This window comes from Nocardioides ganghwensis (assembly GCF_014779655.1).
GTDB lineage: Bacteria > Actinomycetota > Actinomycetes > Propionibacteriales > Nocardioidaceae > Nocardioides > Nocardioides ganghwensis.
This window is the reverse complement of the sequence record NZ_JACXYX010000005.1, coordinates 285,866-302,330: the sequence shown is the minus strand read 5'-3', so window position 1 is coordinate 302,330 and position 16,465 is coordinate 285,866. Positions and strand designations below refer to the sequence as shown.

The window sequence follows — 16,465 nt, the reverse complement described above, 5'->3', positions numbered from 1 at the left end:
CACAACTGTTGGATAGGCCGAGCAGGCCAGCCCTACTCGGTAACCCACGACCATTTGTGAGTGGGGCCCCGGCCTGCAACCCCCAGTAGTCCTGAGCGGTCACTCCATACCGTCTAGCGGGAGGTCCGCAGACGCTCGAGCATCCCGGTGCGCCAGGCCTCGGTCTCGCCGATCTGGTTGAACGTGAAGACGTGCAGGCCCTCGACGAGCGCCCCTTCCTCCCCGAGCGCCGGTGCGCACCTCTCGAGGAACCTCTCGCCGGTGAACCCGCCCGGCGCGGCGAGGCGGGCGAAGACGCCCTTGTTCTTGGCGAGGAACTTCGTCGACTCGCCGACGCCGATCCTGGTCGCCATGCCCAGCAGCTTGGCCCGCTCGACCGGTCCGGGGATGCCGAGGAGCAGCGGCATCGCCACCCCGCGGGCACGCAGCCGGCGCACCCAGTCGCGCACCACGGCCGGGTCGAAGGTGAGGTTGCTGACGATGTGGGTGGCGTAGCGGCGCTTGTCCCACATGGACTGCACGGTGAGGTCGTCGTGGATGGTCGGGTGCGACTCGGGATAGCCGGTGATCCCGACGTGGGCGAACGGCGAGCCCAGCTCCTTCAGGTCCTCGAGCAGCGCGAGCGCGTCTGGGTAGTCGCCGACGGCCTCGGCGTCGCCGCCGGGGACGAACACGCTCGTGATGCCCTTCCCGCGCAGCCGCTCGGCGATCTCGGCCAGCTCGTCACGACCGGAGACCATGCGTGCGGCGAGGTGCGGGACCGTGACGTAGCCGTGGCCGGTGAGGCGCTCGGCCAGGTCGAGCGTGGCCTCCAGGCCCTTGGTGGGCGAGGCGGTGACGGTGACGGTGCGGTCACGCGGAAGGTGCTCGAGGACCTTGTCCTCCGTGGAGGCGGTGGGCAGCACCTCGTAGCGGGCGTTCTCCAGCAGGCGGACCAGGGTCGCCGCGGTTCGCTTGTTGCGCATGGAGCAACTCGTTTCGTGATGCGCATCCAGTGATGCCCCACTGTAGTGGCTCCCGGCCGTCGGTGACAGGGCGTGGCGTGACCCGAAATGGCACGAGGGGCGGCCACCTCTCGGTGACCGCCCCTCGTGGAGCGACTAGCGGATCGTCACTTGACGGTGACGGTGGCGCCGGCGGCCTCGAGGGCCTCCTTGGCCTTGTCCGCGGCCTCCTTGGTGGCGTTCTCGAGGATCGTCTTGGGGGCGGCCTCGACGAGGTCCTTGGCCTCCTTCAGACCGAGGGAGGTCAGGGCGCGCACCTCCTTGATGACGTTGATCTTCTTGTCGCCGGCGGCCTCGAGGACGACCTCGAACTCGTCCTTCTCCTCGGCGGCGGCGTCGCCACCGGCAGCGCCACCGGCGGCCGGGGCGGCGGCCACGGCGACGGGGGCGGCGGCGGTCACGCCGAAGGTGTCCTCGAACTGCTTGACGAACTCGGAGAGCTCGATCAGGGTCATCTCCTTGAAGGCGTCAAGGAGCTCGTCGGTGCTGAGCTTCGCCATGGTGGCGGTTCCTTCCGTGTGTGGCCCGCCCGCGTCGTGCGGTCGTGCCGGGTTTCAGGTGGTGTACGTCGGCCTGGGCTCAGGCGTCGGTGGACTCGGCGGCCGGCTCGGCAGCCTCGTCGGTCGCCTCGGGCTCGGCGGCTCCCTCCGAGGGGGTGGCCTCCTCCGCCGGGGCGTCCTCGGCAGCGGGAGCAGCCGGCGTACCGGCACCACCTGCGAGGATCGTGGGGTCCTGCTCGGCCTTGGCCTGCAGCGCACCCGCGAGACGGGCGGCCTGGGCGATCGGCGCGTTGAGCAGGTAGACGGCCTGGGACAGCGAGGCGAGCATCGCGCCCGCCAGCTTGCCCATCAGCACCTCGCGCGACTCGAGGTCGGCCAGCTTGGCGACCTCCGCAGCGTCGAGCGGCTTGCCGTCCAGGACTCCACCCTTGATGACAAGGGCGGGGTTTGCCTTGGCAAAGTCACGCAGACCCTTGGCGGCCTCGACCACGTCTCCATTGATGAAGGCGATGGCGGTGGGGCCGGTCAGCAGGTCGTCGAAGCCTTCGATGCCCACCTCGGTGGCGGCGATCTTGGCCAGCGTGTTCTTGACCACGGCGTAGTTGGCGTTCTCGCCGAGGGAGCGCCGCAGGTCCTGCAGCTGCTTCACGGTGAGCCCGCGGTACTCGGTCAGCACAGCGCCGGCGGAGTCGTTGAAGGACTCAACGATCTCTGCAACGGCGGCAGTCTTTTCTGGCCGCGCCATGGGTCTCCTTCCGGGGTTGACCACCGGCGTCGGGCCCACAGACGACGAACGCCCTGAGCACAGGCTCAGGGCGTGGGGCGAGATGTTCCGCTCTGCTCTGTCACCTGCGCCGGCCGCCCGCTGCTGCGGACCTTCGGTCACGGGCGAGGAGCTCGTGACAACCTGCGGTCTCTGGTTTCGAGTGGGAACTGTACGCGCCGCCGTGCGGACCGGACAAATCGGCGCCGTCGGCCCGGCAAACCGCGCAATCGGCACCCGGCGGGCACCCATCACTGGTTCCATGGTCGCGTGGACCACCAGCTCATGACCGTAGGGGCCTCCCTGGCTCGCAGCGACGAACGCATGCTCACCGGACGCAACGCCGCCGGGAGGGTGTGGAAGACCGGCTTCGGCGGCCTCGATCCGATCATCGGTGGCGGGATGCGCGCCGGCTCGCTCGTCCTCCTCGCCGGCCCCCAAGGCCTCGGCAAGTCGACCTTCGCGCTGCAGGTCGCGCGCAACAACGCCGCGACCGGCCGCCCGGTCATCTACTTCTCCTACGAGCACGACGCCGAGGACCTCACCCAGAAGCTCATCGCCATGGAGGCCGGCGAGCTCGACGACTCCGACCAGGTGCGGGTCAACAGCATCCGGTCGATCTTCGACGACCTGTGGGTGAGCTCCCTCGAGCACCGGCTGGAGTCGGTGCCTGCCGGCGTCGAGGCGCTGACCAAGGTGTCGCAGTACTCCGAGATGTTGTTCGTGCACCGGTCGACCGGCACGCGTACGGACCTCTCCGCCATCGAGGCCGCCATCGAGGCCGTCCGCGAGCTGTCGGGCACGACCCCGCTGGTGATCGTCGACTACCTCCAGAAGGTGAAGACCAGCCACGAGGACGAGGAGTCCAGCACGACCCAGATCGTGGAGGGCCTCAAGGACCTCGCCATCGACATCTCCGCCCCCGTCCTGGCCATCGCCGCCGCGGAGAAGGAGGCCCTGCGCTCCGGCAAGCGGATGCGCGCCAACGACCTGCGCGGGTCCAGCGCCCTGGCCTACGAGGCCGACGTGGTGCTGGTGCTCAACAACAAGTTCGACATCGTCGCCCGCCACCACCTGACCTACGACCTCGGCAACGCCGACCGGTTCCGGGAGTACGCCGTGCTGACGGTGGAGAAGAACCGGTTCGGTCGCGACGGGGCCGTGCTGCAGTTCCGGACCCGCTTCGACCAGGGCCGCTACGAGCCCGAGGGCAGCGAGGTCAAGGAGCAGCTGATCGACGAGCGGGTCTTCCGGGAGTGAGCCGAAGGCGAACGCGTCACAGTCCCGGCTGCTCGGTGACCTCGCTGGCCGGGGGCTCCTCGATCTCGACGTCGATGCCGAAGTCGGAGTAGGTGCCCTCGGTGGTCGAGGTGGTGGGCTGGCCGCCACCCACGCCCTTGATCTCGGTGGTCTGGGCGAACTTGCGGGGCAGGTCGTCGGCGTCGACCCACATCTCGGTCACCAGCTCCTTGGGCATCATGTCCGCCATCGCGGCGGGGAACTGCATCGCCTCGATGTACTGGGTCGGGTCGAGCGTGATCCGGTAGTGGTTGGTCTCGACGCCGTCGACCTCCTCGGAGCCGACGAGCTCGAGCTTCTTGGGCGTCTCCATCGCCTTGAACATGACCTCGGGGTCGGTCGCCTTGCCGATCATCCCGAACAGCGAGTCGGGGTCGCTCAGGTCGATCTTGAGCCACTTGTCGCCCATGCCGAGGTCGGGTGACTTCATGTACATCGCCTGGCCGAGCAGGATCATGTCCATGGCCTGGGCGCCGGAGCCGGTGGCCTGCATCTCGACGCCCTCGTCGCTGAAGCGAGCCGTGCCGGACATCGTCTGCGTCTGGCCACCGGTGCCGGAGGTCGTCTCGAACGCGAACGTCTCTGCTTCCTGCAGCGCCGCCATGACCGACGGGTAGAAGTCCGCTGCGGACAGCTCGGTCAGCGACGCCTCCGTCGCCTCGTCGGGCTCGTCCGCGGAGTCGTCCGCGGACTCCTCGGTTCCGTCCGCGCTCTCGTCGGTCGCCGAGCTCGAGGCGTCCGTGGAGCCGGAGTCGTCGCTGCACGCAGCAAGCCCGGCGCCCATGGTCAGCACCAGGGCGGCGGAGCCGAGGCGGCGGGCGAGGGACGTGACGCGCATGTGTGTGTCTCCTGGGACGAGTGGTACGACGAGCCGGACGGCTGGTTGCCTGCGGACGTTCTACCCGATCGTTCCACAGCCAAACGGCCCGGCCGCCCCGAGGAGGGGCGACCGGGCCGTTGCGGCTGCTGGGGATCAGGCCTGGACGGCCTCATCCTCGGAAGCGACGTTCTTGGTGCGGTTGGGGTCGACCTGGATGCCGGGGCCCATCGTCGTGGAGACGGTGACCTTCTTGATGTAGCGACCCTTGGAGCTGGCCGGCTTGAGACGCAGCACCTCGTCGAGGGCGGCGGCGTAGTTCTCGGCGAGCTGGACCTCGGAGAAGGACGCCTTGCCGATGATGAAGTGCAGGTTGGCGTGCCGGTCGACGCGGAACTCGATCTTGCCGCCCTTGATGTCCGTGACGGCCTTGGCGACGTCGGGGGTCACCGTGCCGGTCTTGGGGTTCGGCATGAGCGAGCGGGGGCCGAGGACGCGACCGAGGCGACCGACCTTGCCCATCATGTCGGGCGTGGCCACGACGGCGTCGAAGTCGAGCCAGCCGCCGGCGACCTTCTCGATCAGCTCGTCGCCGCCGACGAACTCGGCGCCGGCCTCACGGGCGGCGTCGGCCTTGTCGGCGTTGGCGAACACGAGGACACGGGCGGTCTTGCCGGTGCCGTGCGGGAGGTTGACGGTGCCGCGGACCATCTGGTCGGCCTTGCGCGGGTCGACACCCAGGCGCATGACGACGTCGACGGTCTCGTCGAACTTCTTCTTGGAGCCACCCTTGGCGATCTTGATGGCGGCCAGCGGGGCGTAGAGCTCGTCCTTGTCGAACTGCTCTGCCGCTGCGCGGTAGGTCTTGCTGCGCTGCATTGTCTTCTCGTTTCTCTGGTGCGAAGGATGTGGTTAGCGAGCCAGCGCGGCTCTCCCACGTGTCAGTCGGTCGTGACGCCCATCGAGCGCGCAGTGCCCTCGACGATCTTCATGGCCGCGTCGATGTCGTTGGCGTTGAGGTCGGGCAGCTTGGTGGTCGCGATCTCGCGGACCTGGTCCTTGGTCAGCTTGCCGACCTTCTCCTTGTGCGGGACGCCGGAGCCCTTGGAGAGACCGGCAGCCTTCTTGATGAGCTCGGCGGCCGGCGGGGTCTTGGTGATGAAGTCGAACGAGCGGTCCTCGTAGATGGTGATCTCGACGGGGATCACGTTGCCGCGCATGGACTCGGTCTGGGCGTTGTAGGCCTTGCAGAAGTCCATGATGTTGACGCCGTGCGGACCGAGCGCCGTACCGACCGGCGGGGCCGGGGTGGCCGAGCCGGCCTGCAGCTGCACCTTGACGAGTGCGGCGATCTTCTTCTTGGGAGGCATTGCCTTCTACTTTCTCTCGTGTGGTCATGACGAGGGCACCTGCCCCCTGCCACGGGTTGTCGCTACTGCATTGTCGCTTCTGTACGGCCCACTCGGGAAATCGTGCCTCCCGGGTGGGTTTCGAGACGCGTCACCCAGTCCGTCGCTTCGCTCGGGTCTGCGTCGACGCTCCTCAACCTCTTCGCTGATCGGGATCGAGCAAGCCCGATCCCGCGCTCAGACCTTTTGGATCTGCGAGAAGGAGAGCTCGACCGGGGTCTCGCGGCCGAAGATCTCGACGAGGGCCTTGACGCGCTGCGACTCGGCGTTGATCTCGGTGATCGTCGCGTGGAGCGTGGCGAACGGGCCGTCGACCACCATGACGGAGTCGGAGACGTCGAAGTCCGCGACCTCGACCGGCTTGCGCGGCGTGGTGGAGGAGCCCTTCTCGCCCGAGGCCGCGGCCTCGGCCTCGGCGACGGCCACGACGGCCGGCGCGAGCATGTCCTCGACCTCGCTCATGCTCAGCGGCACGGGCTGGTGGCTGTGGCCCACGAAGCCGGTGACCGACGGCGTGTGGCGCACGGCCGACCAGGACTCGTCGGTGAGGTCCATGCGGACCAGGACGTAGCCGGGGAGCACGGTGCGCGTGACCATCTTGCGCTGGCCGTTCTTGATCTCCGCGACCTCCTCGGTGGGGACCACGATCTCGTGGATGTAGTCCTCCATGTTGAGGGAGATGATGCGGTTCTCGAGGTTGTGCTTGACCCGCTTCTCCATGCCGGAGTAGGTGTGCACGACGAACCAGTCGCCCGGCTTGGCCCACAGCTCGCGGCGGAAGGCCTCGAGGGGGTCGTTCTCCTCGGCGTCGGCGGACTCGTCCTCAGCAGCCTCGCCTTCGACAACCTCGTCCTCAGCAGCCTCGTCCTCGACGGGCTCGGCGTCGGTGGACTCGTCGGTCACGGTGTCGTCCTCGGTGTCCGCGACGGCGTCCGCGGAGGCGTCCTCCGGGGTCGCCTCGTCCGGGGACTCGACCTGGTCGTCGACCTGGTCCACGTCATTGTTCTCAGACACGTCTCACTCCGTACGTCGTTGCTGGGCCGGTCTCGGGGACCGGGGCCGGGATCACCCGGCGGGATTCACGAGCGGTGGATCACTGCCGTGTCGTCACTGGGTGTTGCTGCCGGTGAAGACCTCGAAGACCAGCTTTCCGAAAGCCAGGTCGAGCAGCGTCACGATCGCCATCACCGCGATGACGAAGACCAGCACGACGAAGAAGTAGGTGATGAGCTGCTGCTGGGTGGGCCACACCACCTTGCGGAGCTCGGCCACCACCTGGCGCAGGAACGTGGCGGGGCTGGTGCGCCCACGGTCGTCGCCGCGCGAGTCGCGCCGGTCCTGAACCGCGTTGCCGTCGGCCACGTCATCCACCTTCTCGTTGTTGCTGTGCGTGTTGCTGGTGCAGTGATTCCTCGCAGGGCACGAGGGACTTGAACCCCCAACCTTCGGTTTTGGAGACCGATGCTCTGCCAGTTGAGCTAGTGCCCTTCGGCGGTCTCTGTCCCATCGCTGGGGGCATGCCGAAGCATGTGGCGAAACCACCAATCGGGAAGCATACGGGGCTGATCCAGCCCGCGTCGAACCGAGGTCGTCACCCCTGCCTACGATGCGGGGCATGACGGCAACGGGGGCGGGCGGCGTACGACCCCTGCGGGACGTGTCGCAGCTGCCGAAGGCCCACCTGCACCTGCACTTCACCGGCTCGATGCGGCACGGCACGCTCCTCGAGCTCGCCGAGCGGGACGGCATCGTGCTGCCCGACTCGCTCGTCGAGGACTGGCCGCCGCAGCTCAGCGCCGCGGACGAGAAGGGCTGGTTCCGCTTCCAGCGCCTCTACGACGTGGCGCGCTCGGTGCTGCGTACCCCCGAGGACGTGCGCCGGCTGGTGCTCGAGGCTGCCGAGGACGACGTCCGCGACGGGGGCCGCTGGCTGGAGATCCAGGTCGACCCGAGCGGCTACGCAGCCAGGTTCGGCGGGATCACCGCCTTCACCGACCTCGTGCTCGACTGCGTGCGCGACGCCTCCGAGCGCACCGGCCTGGCCATCGCCGTCGTCATCGCCGCGAACCGCACCCGGCACCCCCTCGACGCCCGTACGCTCGCGCGACTGGCCGCGCAGTACGCCGGCCGCGGGGTGGTCGGCTTCGGCCTCTCCAACGACGAGCGCCGCGGCAGCACGGCCGACTTCGAGGGCGCGTTCCGGATCGCCCGGCGGGCGGACCTGCTGCTGGTCCCGCACGGCGGTGAGCTGCGCGGCCCCGACCACGTCCGGCAGTGCCTCGACAGCCTCGGCGCGCACCGGCTCGGCCACGGCGTACGCAGCGTCGAGGACCCCGCCCTCCTCGAGCGCATCGTCGCCGCCGGTGTCGCGCTCGAGGTGTGCCCGACCTCCAACGTCTCGCTGGGCGTCTACTCCGACCTGACGTCGGTACCGCTCCCGCTGCTGCTCGCAGCGGGGGCGACGGTGGCGCTCGGCGCCGACGACCCGCTGCTGTTCGGCTCACGCCTCGCGGGCCAGTACGCCACGATGCGCGCCGCGCACGACCTCGACGACACCACCCTGGCGCGGCTCGCGGAGATGTCGTTCGAGGCCTCGCGCGCGCCGTCCGACGTCGTCGCGGCAGCCCGGCGCGACATCGCCGCCTGGCTCGCCTGACCCGTCAGAGGGAGCAGCCGACCGTCACGGGCTCGTTGACGAGCGTGACGCCGAAGCGCTCGCGCACGCCGTCGCGCACCTCGCGCGCGAGCGTGAGGAGCTCCTCGGTGGTGGCGTCGCCGCGGTTGGTGATGGCCAGGGTGTGCTTGGTCGACAGCCGCACCCGCTCCCCCGCGGCCGGGCTGGTGTAGCCCTTGCCGAACCCGGCGTGCTCGATGAGCCAGGCGGCGCTGGACTTCCACGTGCCGTCGGGCTGCTCCCAGCGCGGGGCGCCGTCGGGCAGCGCAGCCGCCTGCTCGGGGGTGAGGAGCGGGTTGGTGAAGAACGAGCCGGCGCTCCACGTGTCGTGGTCGGCCTCGTCGAGGACCATGCCCTTGCCACGCCGCAGCCCGAGGACCGCCTCGCGGACGTCGGCCAGCGGCGCCCGCGCGCCCTCGGCCACGCCGAGCGCCCGCGCCAGCTCGGCGTACGCCACGGGTGCGCCCAGCGTGCCCATGCGGAACTGGAAGGTGACGTCGAGGACGACGTGGCGGCCCGGGTCGGCCTTGAAGCGGCTGCTGCGGTAGCCGAAGTCGCACTCGCCGGCCGCGAAGGTCCGTACCCCTCGCAGCACGCGGTCCCACACGCGCACCCGGGCGATGGTCTGGGAGACGTCCTGGCCGTAGGCGCCGACGTTCTGGATGGGGGTGGCGCCGACCGAGCCGGGGATCCCCGACAGGGCCTCGACGCCGACCCAGCGCCGCTCGACGGCCGTGGCCACCAGCTCGTCCCACGGCTCCCCCGCCGCGACCGTCACGGTCGCCCCCGAGCACGACGGGTCGCCGGAGTCGTCGACGTCGGCGGTCACGCCGGTCGTGGCGACCTGGACGACCCGCCCCTCGAAGCCCAAGTCGGCGACGACGAGGTTGGAGCCACCCGCCAGCACGAGCACCGGGGTGCCGGCCGCATCGGCGTCGGCCACCGCGGAGACCAGCTCGGCCTCGGTCGTCGCGCGCACCCAGTCGCGACCGGGGCCACCGAGGCGCAACGTGGTGTGGTCGCGCAGGTCAGGCACGCACGACCGCCTTGGGCATCCCGAGCACCTTCTGGCCGCCGCAGGTGACCTCGAGGGCGAGCGTGACGAGGCCGTCGGCGACGGACTTCACGGTGCCGCCCACGACCACCTCGGCGCCGCCCTCGGCGGGCACCACGACGGGGCTGGTGAACTTCGCGCCGAGGTCGACCACCTCGGCGCCGCCGGTCCACTCGGCGACGGCCCGGCCGACCAGCGCCAGGGTGTACATGCCGTGGGCGATCACGCCGGGCAGGCCGACGCTGCGGGCGACGTCCTCGTCCTGGTGGATCGGGTTCTGGTCGCCGCTGGCGTCGGCGTAGGCGACGAGGTCGGCGCGGGTGACGGTGAAGGTCGTCGGGCCGAGGGTGTCGCCGGCGGCGAGCTGGGTGGTCACTGGGCGGTCTCCGCTCCGGACGAGTGGACGAGGGTGGCCTTGCCGGTGCACACGACGGCGCCGGTGGCGTCGGCGAGCTCGCTGGTCGTGGCGATGATGTCGGCACCGCCGATCTGGCGCAGACCGGTCACCGTCAGCGTCGCGCTGAGCTCGTCGCCGACCGCCAGCGGGCGTACGTAGGCGAAGCGCTGCTCGCCGTGGACGATGCGGTGCAGGTCGATCCCCTCGGCATCGAGGAACGCCATCATGGCGTCGAAGGCGAGGACGATCGGGAAGGTCGGCGGCACGTCGTCGCCGGGGTGGCCGACGGCAGCGGCGAAGGCGGCGACCCGGTCGGAGGTCACGGTCAGGGGAGCCGGCGCGGGGAACTCACGCCCCACCAGCGAGGGGTCGACGGGCATGTCACGACCCTAGCCGGGCGCGAGGTACGAGCGCACGGCGTGGGTCGGGCCCTCGAACACGCAACGACCCGTCCGAGGACTCGGACGGGTCGGAGGTGGGAGGAGAAGCGTCAGCGGGTCTCGCGGTGAGCCGTGTGCGCGCGGCAGCGCGGGCAGAACTTCTTCAGCTCGATGCGGTCGGGGTCGTTGCGACGGTTCTTCTTCGTGATGTAGTTGCGCTCCTTGCACTCGGTGCACGCGAGCGTGATCTTGGGGCGAACGTCAGAAGACTTGCTGGCCATGGGAGAACCTTTGCGTTGGCGGGTGGTGCGGGGTGGAGCTGCTGGACACTGGTGGTAGCGGGGGCGGGACTCGAACCCGCGACACCACGATTATGAGCCGTGTGCTCTAACCACCTGAGCTACCCCGCCGCGGAGGTCGGGGGCTCCCGGAGGAGACCCGACCCAGAGCCCCTTTACGGAATCGAACCGTAGACCTTCTCCTTACCATGGAGACGCTCTGCCGACTGAGCTAAAGGGGCAACGACGGAGAACGATACACACGCCCCGCCACGATGAGAAATCGACTCGGGCGCGGCCTCATCCGGCCTCTGCGGACCCCTGGATCCGGGGCCAGCCGACCGCCTCCTCGAGCTCGTAGGCGAGCCCCAGCAGGCGCGCCTCGCGACCGGCTCCGGCACCCAGCATCATGCCCTGCGGGAGCCCACCGGCGGTGGTCGCGAGCGGGAGCGAGATCGCCGGCTCGCCGGTCGCGTTCTGGAGCGGCGTGAACGCCACCCAGTCCATGAGCCGGTCCATGAGCTCCTCGTAGTCCTGGTCCGGTCGGAGGTGCCCCACGCGCGGGGTCTCGGTGGCGAGGGTGGGCGTGAGCGTGATGTCGTACGCCGCCCGGTGGCGGGCCGCGAGGTGCTGGGAGCGACGCAGCACCGCGATCGAGAACGGCTGCTTGTGCAGGTTGCGCGCGGCGTGCCTGGCGAGGCCGAGGGTGAGGTTGTCGAGCCTGGTGGGGTCCCAGGTGTCGCCGAAGTCCTTCCGGCCGCGCCGCGCGATGACCAGCGCCAGCATCGACCAGAAGCGCACGAAGTGGGCGGGGAAGCTCGCCGGGACCGGGTTGTCGACCTCCTCGACGTGGTGGCCGAGCGACTCCAGCAGCGCAGCCGTGGCGAGGGTGAGCTCGCGCACCTCGGGGCTGCAGTCGCGGCCGATGCCCTGGGTCACGACCGCGACCCGCAGCCGCGCGCGGCTCGGCCGGGTGACGTCACCGACCGGCGCGAGGAGCGGGTTGCGCCAGACCTTCTCCGCTTCGCGGTAGAACGCGGCGGTGTCACGCACGCTGCGGGTCAGCACGCCGTCGGAGACGATGCGTACGGGCATCTCCCGCATCATCCGGTCCTGGGCGAGGCGGCCGCGGGTGGGCTTGAGCCCGACGAGGCCGTTGACGGCCGCGGGGATCCGGATCGAGCCGCCGCCGTCGTTGGCGTGGGCGATCGGGACGGCCCCGGCGGCGACGAGGGCGGCGGACCCCGCGGAGGAGGCGCCGGCGTAGTGGTCGGGGTTCCACGGCGAGCGCACCGGGCCGAGGCGTACGTGGTCGGCCGCGCCCGAGAAGCCGAACTCGGACAGCTGGGTCTTGCCCAGCGGGATCAGGCCGGTGGCGAGGTACATCCGGGCGAAGTCGCCGTCGGCCTCCTGCGGTCGGGCCGTGAACGCGTCCGCGCCGTGCTGGGTCGGCATGCCCGCGACGTCGACGTTGTCCTTGACGAAGGTCGGCACTCCGGCGAACCAGCCCCCGCGCGGGTTCCTCGCCTCCGCCCGGGCCCGGTCGTAGGCGGCGTACGCCACCGCGCCGAGAGCGGCGTCGACCTGCTCGGTGCGGGCGATGGCCGCCTCGACCACCTCGGGCACCGAGACCTCCCCCGCCCGGAGCGCGGCCACCAGGCCGGTGGCGTCGAGGTCGGCCAGGGCGTCGTCGGCGGAGAAGGCGTGCACGCGGGCGGCTTGCGTCATGCGCGTGAGACTAGCCAGCGCACCGTGCCGGCGACAGGGATCAGCCGCGTCGGGCTCCCCCGTCGGCGTACGTCATGCGAAGCCGGACGTATGGGCTCGGGTTCGAATGACGCAGCGGCGGCGACCTGCGGGCGGGTCAGCCGGCGCAGCCGCGGCGGTGGCAGTGCTCGAGGTGGTCGTCGACGAGGCCGATGGCCTCCATCAGGGCGTACATCGTGGTGGGCCCGACGTGCGCGAACCCGGCCTTCTTGAGCGCCTTGGAGAGGGCCGCCGACTCGGGCGAGGTGGTCGGCACGTCGGCGGTGGTGCGCGGCGCCGGGCCGGGATCGGGGCGGAACGACCAGATGAACGCCTCCAGCCCGCCCTGCTCGCGCAGCGCGACGGTGGCCCGGGCGTTGGCGATGGCGGCGTCGACCTTGCGGCGGTTGCGCACGATGCCGGCGTCGGCCATCAGCCGCTCGACGTCGGCGGGCCCGTAGGCCGCGACGGCGTCGGCGTCGAAGCCGGCGAACGCGGCGCGGAAGTTGTCCCGCTTGAGGAGGATCGTGCGCCACGACAGGCCGGACTGGAACGCCTCGAGGGTCAGCCGCTCGAGGTGGGCGGACTCGCCCGCGACCCGCAGCCCCCACTCGGTGTCGTGGTAGGCGAGGTTGACCGGGTCGCCGGCGCCCCAGGGGCAGCGGTGCAGGCCGTCGTCGCCGCGGACGGCACCTGATCCGTTCTCCATGGGCGCATCATCGCCCACACCGGTGACAAGCGCCCCGGCGCTCGGGTCGCACGGTCGACGCGGTCAGTGCCGGAGCTTGAGCCGTACGTTGGGCATCTCGGGGGCGGGGATCGAGTCCATGTCGATGTCGACCACCCCGAACCGGCCGTCGACCTGCCGGCCATCGCGGATCTGCGCCTGCCACTCCTCGCGGTAGCCGACGATCTCCTCGTGGGTGCGCCCGATGAAGTTCCACCACATCACGATCGGCTCGCCGAAGGGCGGGCCGCCGAGCAGGAGCAGGCGGGCCTCCTCGTGGGCGGTGACGGTGAGCGTACGGGCGCCCGGGGCGGCGTACGCGAGGTCGCTGGGCTTGAGCTCGGTGCCGTCGACGTCGACTGCGCCGACGTCGAGCAGCACGCCGTGCTCGAAGGCTTCGTCGACCTCGATCTCGAGGGACTTCCCGGTCGCGAGCATCACCTCAGCGCCCAGCAGCGGGGTGTGGGTGGACACCGGCGACTCGGCGCCCAGCAGCGAGCCCAGGAAGACGCGGGCCTCCCACCCGGGGCCGCGCACGGGCTGCGGCACGAAGTGCTCGAAGCCGGGGTCGGCGTGGCGGGTGCCGTCGGGCAGCGCGATCCAGAGCTGGGCGCCGTGCAGCACGGACGTGCCCTCGGTGGAGACCTCCGAGTGGGAGATGCCGCGCCCCGAGGTCATCAGGTTGAGCTCGCCGGGACGGACGGTCGCGCGGTTGCCGGCGGAGTCACGGTGCTCGATCTCGCCCTCGAAGAGCCAGCTGGCGGTCTGGAGCCCGGTGTGCGGGTGGGGGGCGACGACCATCCCGCCGGTGTGCGCGACCTCGTCGGGGCCGTAGTGGTCGACGAAGCACCACGCCCCGATCAGCGAGCGGTGCCGTTGCGGGAGCGTGCGGCGTACGCGCATGGCCCGGGGGCCCCCCAGTGGGACCTCGCGCGAGGTGAGCACGTCGATCTGCGCGGTCATCGTCGGCCACGCTAACCGATCGGGTGAACTCGTGCGGAGGCTCAGCTCAGGTGGTGCGGCTCGTCGTCGCGAGGGGAGCCGGCTCCTTGGTCGGGCGACCCGTGCCCGCCGCCTGGCGCGTGCTCGTCGGAGCCGGGCCGCTCGAGGCGCACGACGACGGACTTGTAGACCGGCTGGTTGCTCTTCTCCGCCGTCGAGTCCAGCGGGACGAGCGCGTTGGCCTCGGGGTAGTAGGCGGCCACGCAGCCGCGAGGCTGGTCGTAGGGAACGACGCGGAACGACCGGGCGGTCCGCTCGACGCCGTCCTTCCACTCGCTGACCAGGTCGATGACGTCGCCGTCGGCGTAGCCGAGGTCGCGCAGGTCGTCGGGGTTGACGAACACCACCCGCCGACCGCCCTTGACCCCCCGGTAGCGGTCGTCGAGGCCGTAGATGGTGGTGTTGAACTGGTCGTGCGAGCGCATGGTCTGCAGCAGGAACCGCCCACGCGGCACGTCGAGGACGTCGAGCGGGGTCGAGGTGATGACCGCCTTGCCGCTGGGGGTCTCGAAGACCCGGTTGTCGCGGGGCGGGTGAGGCAGCACGAAGCCGCCGGGCTCGTGCACCTTCTCGTCGTAGGCGGCGCACCCGGGGACGACGCGCGCGATCCGGCGGCGGATCTCGCTGTAGTCGTCGCGGAACGCGGCCCACGGGACGGGCGAGTCCTCACCGAGGGTGGCGAGTGCGAGCGAGCAGATGATGTCGACCTCGGACCTCAGGTGCTCCGATGCCGGCTCGAGAGGACCGTGGGAGGCGTGGACCGCGGACATGGAGTCCTCGACCGTCACGCGCTGCACGCGCCCACCGGTCAGGTCCTTCTCGCTGCGGCCGAGCGCGGGGAGGATCAGCGCCTCGCCGCCGTGCACGACGTGCGAGCGGTTGAGCTTGGTCGACACGTGCACGGTGAGCGCGGCGTTGCGCGTGGCCGCCTCGGTCGCCTCGGTGTCCGGCGCGGCACCGACGAAGTTGCCGCCCATGGCGAAGAAGACCCTGATCCTCCCGTCGCGAAGCGCCTGGATGGAGCCGACGGTGTCGAGGCCGTGCTCGCGTGGCGGCTCGAAGCCGAACTCGTCGCGGATGGCGTCGAGGAAGTGGTCGGGCAGCCGCTCCCAGATGCCCATCGTGCGGTCGCCCTGCACGTTGGAGTGCCCGCGCACGGGACACACGCCGGCACCGGGCCTGCCGATGTTGCCCTGGAGCAGCGCGACGTTGACGATCTCCTTGACCGTCCCGACGGCGTTGTGGTGCTGCGTGATGCCCATCGCCCAGCAGGTGATCGTCGCGGGCGAGTCGGCGAACATCCGGGCCGCCTCGGTCACCTGCTCGCGGGAGAGCCCGGTCGAGGCCTCGACCTTCGCCCAGTCGAGGTCGGCCACGTGGGCGACGTACTCGTCGTAGCCGGTGGTGTACGTGTCGAGGAAGTCGCGGTCGACCGCGTCCCACTCCACCAGCAGCGAGCCGATCGCCTGGAAGAGCGCCAGGTCGCCGTTGAGGCGGATGGGGAGGTGGAGGTCGGCCAGCGCGGTGCCGACGGTGAGGCCCTTCGCGTGCTGGGGGTTCTTGAAGCGGACCAGGCCCGCCTCCTTGAGGGGGTTGACCGCGATGATCCGCGCGCCGCGGGACTTGGCCTCCTCCAGCGCGGACAGCATCCTCGGGTGGTTGGTGCCGGGGTTCTGTCCGACCACCACGATCAGCTTGGCCTGGTGGATGTCCTCCAGGCTCACCGAGCCCTTCCCGATGCCGATGGTGTCGACGAGGGCCGACCCGGACGACTCGTGGCACATGTTGGAGCAGTCGGGGAGGTTGTTGGTGCCGAACGAGCGCACGAAGAGCTGGTAGACGAACGCCGCCTCGTTGGAGGTCTTGCCCGACGTGTAGAAGGTCGCCTGGTCGGGGTGGTCGAGGCGGCGGAGGTGGTCGGCGATCGTGGCGAACGCGTCGTCCCACGAGATCGGGGTGTAGTGCGTCGCGCCGGGACGCAGGACCATCGGCTCGGTGATGCGTCCCTGCTTGCCGAGCCAGAACTCGGTGCGCCCGGCGAGGTCCGCCACCGGGTGCGTGGCGAAGAACTCCCGGTCGAGCAGCTCCTTGGTCGCCTCCTCGGCGACCGCCTTGGCGCCGTTCTCGCAGAACTCGGCGGCGTGCCGGTGGCCCGGCGCCGGGTCCGGCCAGGCGCAGCCCTGGCAGTCGAAGCCGTCGACCTGGTTGAGCCTGGTCAGCGTCGAGGCCGTGCGGCGCAACCCCATCTGCCCGATGGCGCGCCGCATCGCGACCGCGACGGCCGTCGCACCGGCCGCCGCGTGGGCAGTCGGGTCGACCTCCACCTCCGTCTCGTCGATGTCGTCGGTGGGCACCTGTCGCGACTCGTTGCGGATCCGGGCGGGCACGTCTCGCAGCTGGGAGAGGAAGGTCACC

At 70.8% G+C, this 16,465-nt stretch carries 18 protein-coding genes and 3 tRNA genes; 2 read left to right on the top strand and 19 right to left on the bottom strand.

Annotated elements, in window-relative coordinates; translation table 11 throughout:
* Positions 1-113 precede the first annotated feature (113 nt).
* The 3 genes from IEZ24_RS08480 to rplJ form a co-directional block, all read right to left on the bottom strand.
* Positions 114-965, bottom strand: a complete 852-nt coding sequence (locus IEZ24_RS08480; RefSeq protein WP_129456212.1) for a methylenetetrahydrofolate reductase — start codon at positions 963-965, stop codon at positions 114-116.
* A 146-nt stretch (positions 966-1,111) separates the two neighbouring features.
* Entirely contained in the window at positions 1,112-1,504 is a 393-nt protein-coding gene (rplL, locus tag IEZ24_RS08475) for a 50S ribosomal protein L7/L12 (protein ID WP_129456211.1), read from the bottom strand.
* A gap of 79 nt (positions 1,505-1,583) precedes the next feature.
* The gene (rplJ, locus tag IEZ24_RS08470) at positions 1,584-2,249 is read right to left on the bottom strand and encodes a 50S ribosomal protein L10 (RefSeq protein ID WP_129456210.1); all 666 of its coding nucleotides are present in this window, start codon (positions 2,247-2,249) and stop codon (positions 1,584-1,586) included.
* A gap of 288 nt (positions 2,250-2,537) precedes the next feature.
* Here rplJ and IEZ24_RS08465 point away from each other — a divergent pair, with 288 nt between their 5' ends.
* Positions 2,538-3,527 (top strand): DnaB-like helicase C-terminal domain-containing protein, encoded by a 990-nt coding sequence (locus IEZ24_RS08465; RefSeq protein ID WP_129456209.1) that lies wholly within the window; start codon positions 2,538-2,540, stop codon positions 3,525-3,527.
* A 16-nt stretch (positions 3,528-3,543) separates the two neighbouring features.
* On the opposite strand, the gene IEZ24_RS08460 is transcribed toward IEZ24_RS08465, so the two are convergent.
* The 6 genes from IEZ24_RS08460 to IEZ24_RS08435 all read right to left on the bottom strand — a co-directional run bounded on the left by IEZ24_RS08460 (position 3,544) and on the right by IEZ24_RS08435 (position 7,280).
* A complete protein-coding gene (locus IEZ24_RS08460) occupies positions 3,544-4,404 on the bottom strand; it encodes a hypothetical protein (RefSeq protein WP_129456208.1) in 861 nt (286 codons plus the stop codon).
* 135 nt (positions 4,405-4,539) lie between these two features.
* Positions 4,540-5,262, bottom strand: a complete 723-nt coding sequence (gene rplA / locus IEZ24_RS08455; protein WP_129456207.1) for a 50S ribosomal protein L1 — start codon at positions 5,260-5,262, stop codon at positions 4,540-4,542.
* 62 nt (positions 5,263-5,324) lie between these two features.
* Complete coding sequence (rplK, locus tag IEZ24_RS08450; protein ID WP_129424260.1) at positions 5,325-5,753, bottom strand: 50S ribosomal protein L11; 429 nt, start codon at positions 5,751-5,753, stop codon at positions 5,325-5,327.
* Positions 5,754-5,969: 216 nt separating this feature from the next.
* Positions 5,970-6,806: a transcription termination/antitermination protein NusG gene (nusG, locus tag IEZ24_RS08445; protein ID WP_242498559.1), complete on the bottom strand. Its 837-nt coding sequence runs from the start codon at positions 6,804-6,806 to the stop codon at positions 5,970-5,972.
* A gap of 93 nt (positions 6,807-6,899) precedes the next feature.
* A complete protein-coding gene (secE, locus tag IEZ24_RS08440) occupies positions 6,900-7,154 on the bottom strand; it encodes a preprotein translocase subunit SecE (protein WP_165356146.1) in 255 nt (84 codons plus the stop codon).
* Positions 7,155-7,207: 53 nt separating this feature from the next.
* Positions 7,208-7,280, bottom strand: a tRNA-Trp gene (locus IEZ24_RS08435).
* Between the two features lie 127 nt (positions 7,281-7,407).
* Here IEZ24_RS08435 and IEZ24_RS08430 point away from each other — a divergent pair.
* Entirely contained in the window at positions 7,408-8,448 is a 1,041-nt protein-coding gene (locus tag IEZ24_RS08430; protein WP_129456205.1) for an adenosine deaminase, read from the top strand.
* A 4-nt stretch (positions 8,449-8,452) separates the two neighbouring features.
* Here IEZ24_RS08430 and IEZ24_RS08425 read toward each other — a convergent pair whose 3' ends face one another.
* From IEZ24_RS08425 to IEZ24_RS08380, 10 genes are all read right to left on the bottom strand, one after another.
* Positions 8,453-9,502, bottom strand: a complete 1,050-nt coding sequence (locus IEZ24_RS08425; protein ID WP_129456204.1) for a UDP-N-acetylmuramate dehydrogenase — start codon at positions 9,500-9,502, stop codon at positions 8,453-8,455.
* A complete protein-coding gene (locus IEZ24_RS08420; RefSeq protein WP_129456203.1) occupies positions 9,495-9,896 on the bottom strand; it encodes a MaoC/PaaZ C-terminal domain-containing protein in 402 nt (133 codons plus the stop codon). The genes IEZ24_RS08425 and IEZ24_RS08420 overlap by 8 nt, the downstream gene beginning before the upstream one ends.
* The gene (locus tag IEZ24_RS08415; protein ID WP_129456202.1) at positions 9,893-10,297 is read right to left on the bottom strand and encodes an FAS1-like dehydratase domain-containing protein; all 405 of its coding nucleotides are present in this window, start codon (positions 10,295-10,297) and stop codon (positions 9,893-9,895) included. The genes IEZ24_RS08420 and IEZ24_RS08415 overlap by 4 nt, the downstream gene beginning before the upstream one ends.
* 110 nt (positions 10,298-10,407) lie before the next feature.
* On the bottom strand, positions 10,408-10,578 hold the full coding sequence (rpmG, locus tag IEZ24_RS08410) for a 50S ribosomal protein L33 (RefSeq protein ID WP_056602159.1): 171 nt from the start codon (positions 10,576-10,578) through the stop codon (positions 10,408-10,410).
* A gap of 52 nt (positions 10,579-10,630) precedes the next feature.
* A tRNA-Met gene (locus tag IEZ24_RS08405) sits at positions 10,631-10,707 on the bottom strand.
* 37 nt (positions 10,708-10,744) lie between these two features.
* Positions 10,745-10,817 (bottom strand) — tRNA-Thr (locus IEZ24_RS08400).
* Between the two features lie 58 nt (positions 10,818-10,875).
* Positions 10,876-12,303, bottom strand: a complete 1,428-nt coding sequence (locus IEZ24_RS08395; protein ID WP_129456201.1) for an amidase — start codon at positions 12,301-12,303, stop codon at positions 10,876-10,878.
* A 136-nt stretch (positions 12,304-12,439) separates the two neighbouring features.
* Positions 12,440-13,030 carry a DNA-3-methyladenine glycosylase I gene (locus IEZ24_RS08390; RefSeq protein ID WP_129456200.1) on the bottom strand — a complete coding sequence of 197 codons (591 nt, stop codon included), beginning with the start codon at positions 13,028-13,030 and terminating at the stop codon, positions 12,440-12,442.
* Positions 13,031-13,093: 63 nt separating this feature from the next.
* Entirely contained in the window at positions 13,094-14,011 is a 918-nt protein-coding gene (locus tag IEZ24_RS08385) for a pirin family protein (protein WP_129456199.1), read from the bottom strand.
* A gap of 41 nt (positions 14,012-14,052) precedes the next feature.
* Positions 14,053-16,464, bottom strand: a complete 2,412-nt coding sequence (locus IEZ24_RS08380; RefSeq protein ID WP_275938092.1) for an FdhF/YdeP family oxidoreductase — start codon at positions 16,462-16,464, stop codon at positions 14,053-14,055.
* Position 16,465: the final 1 nt, after the last annotated feature.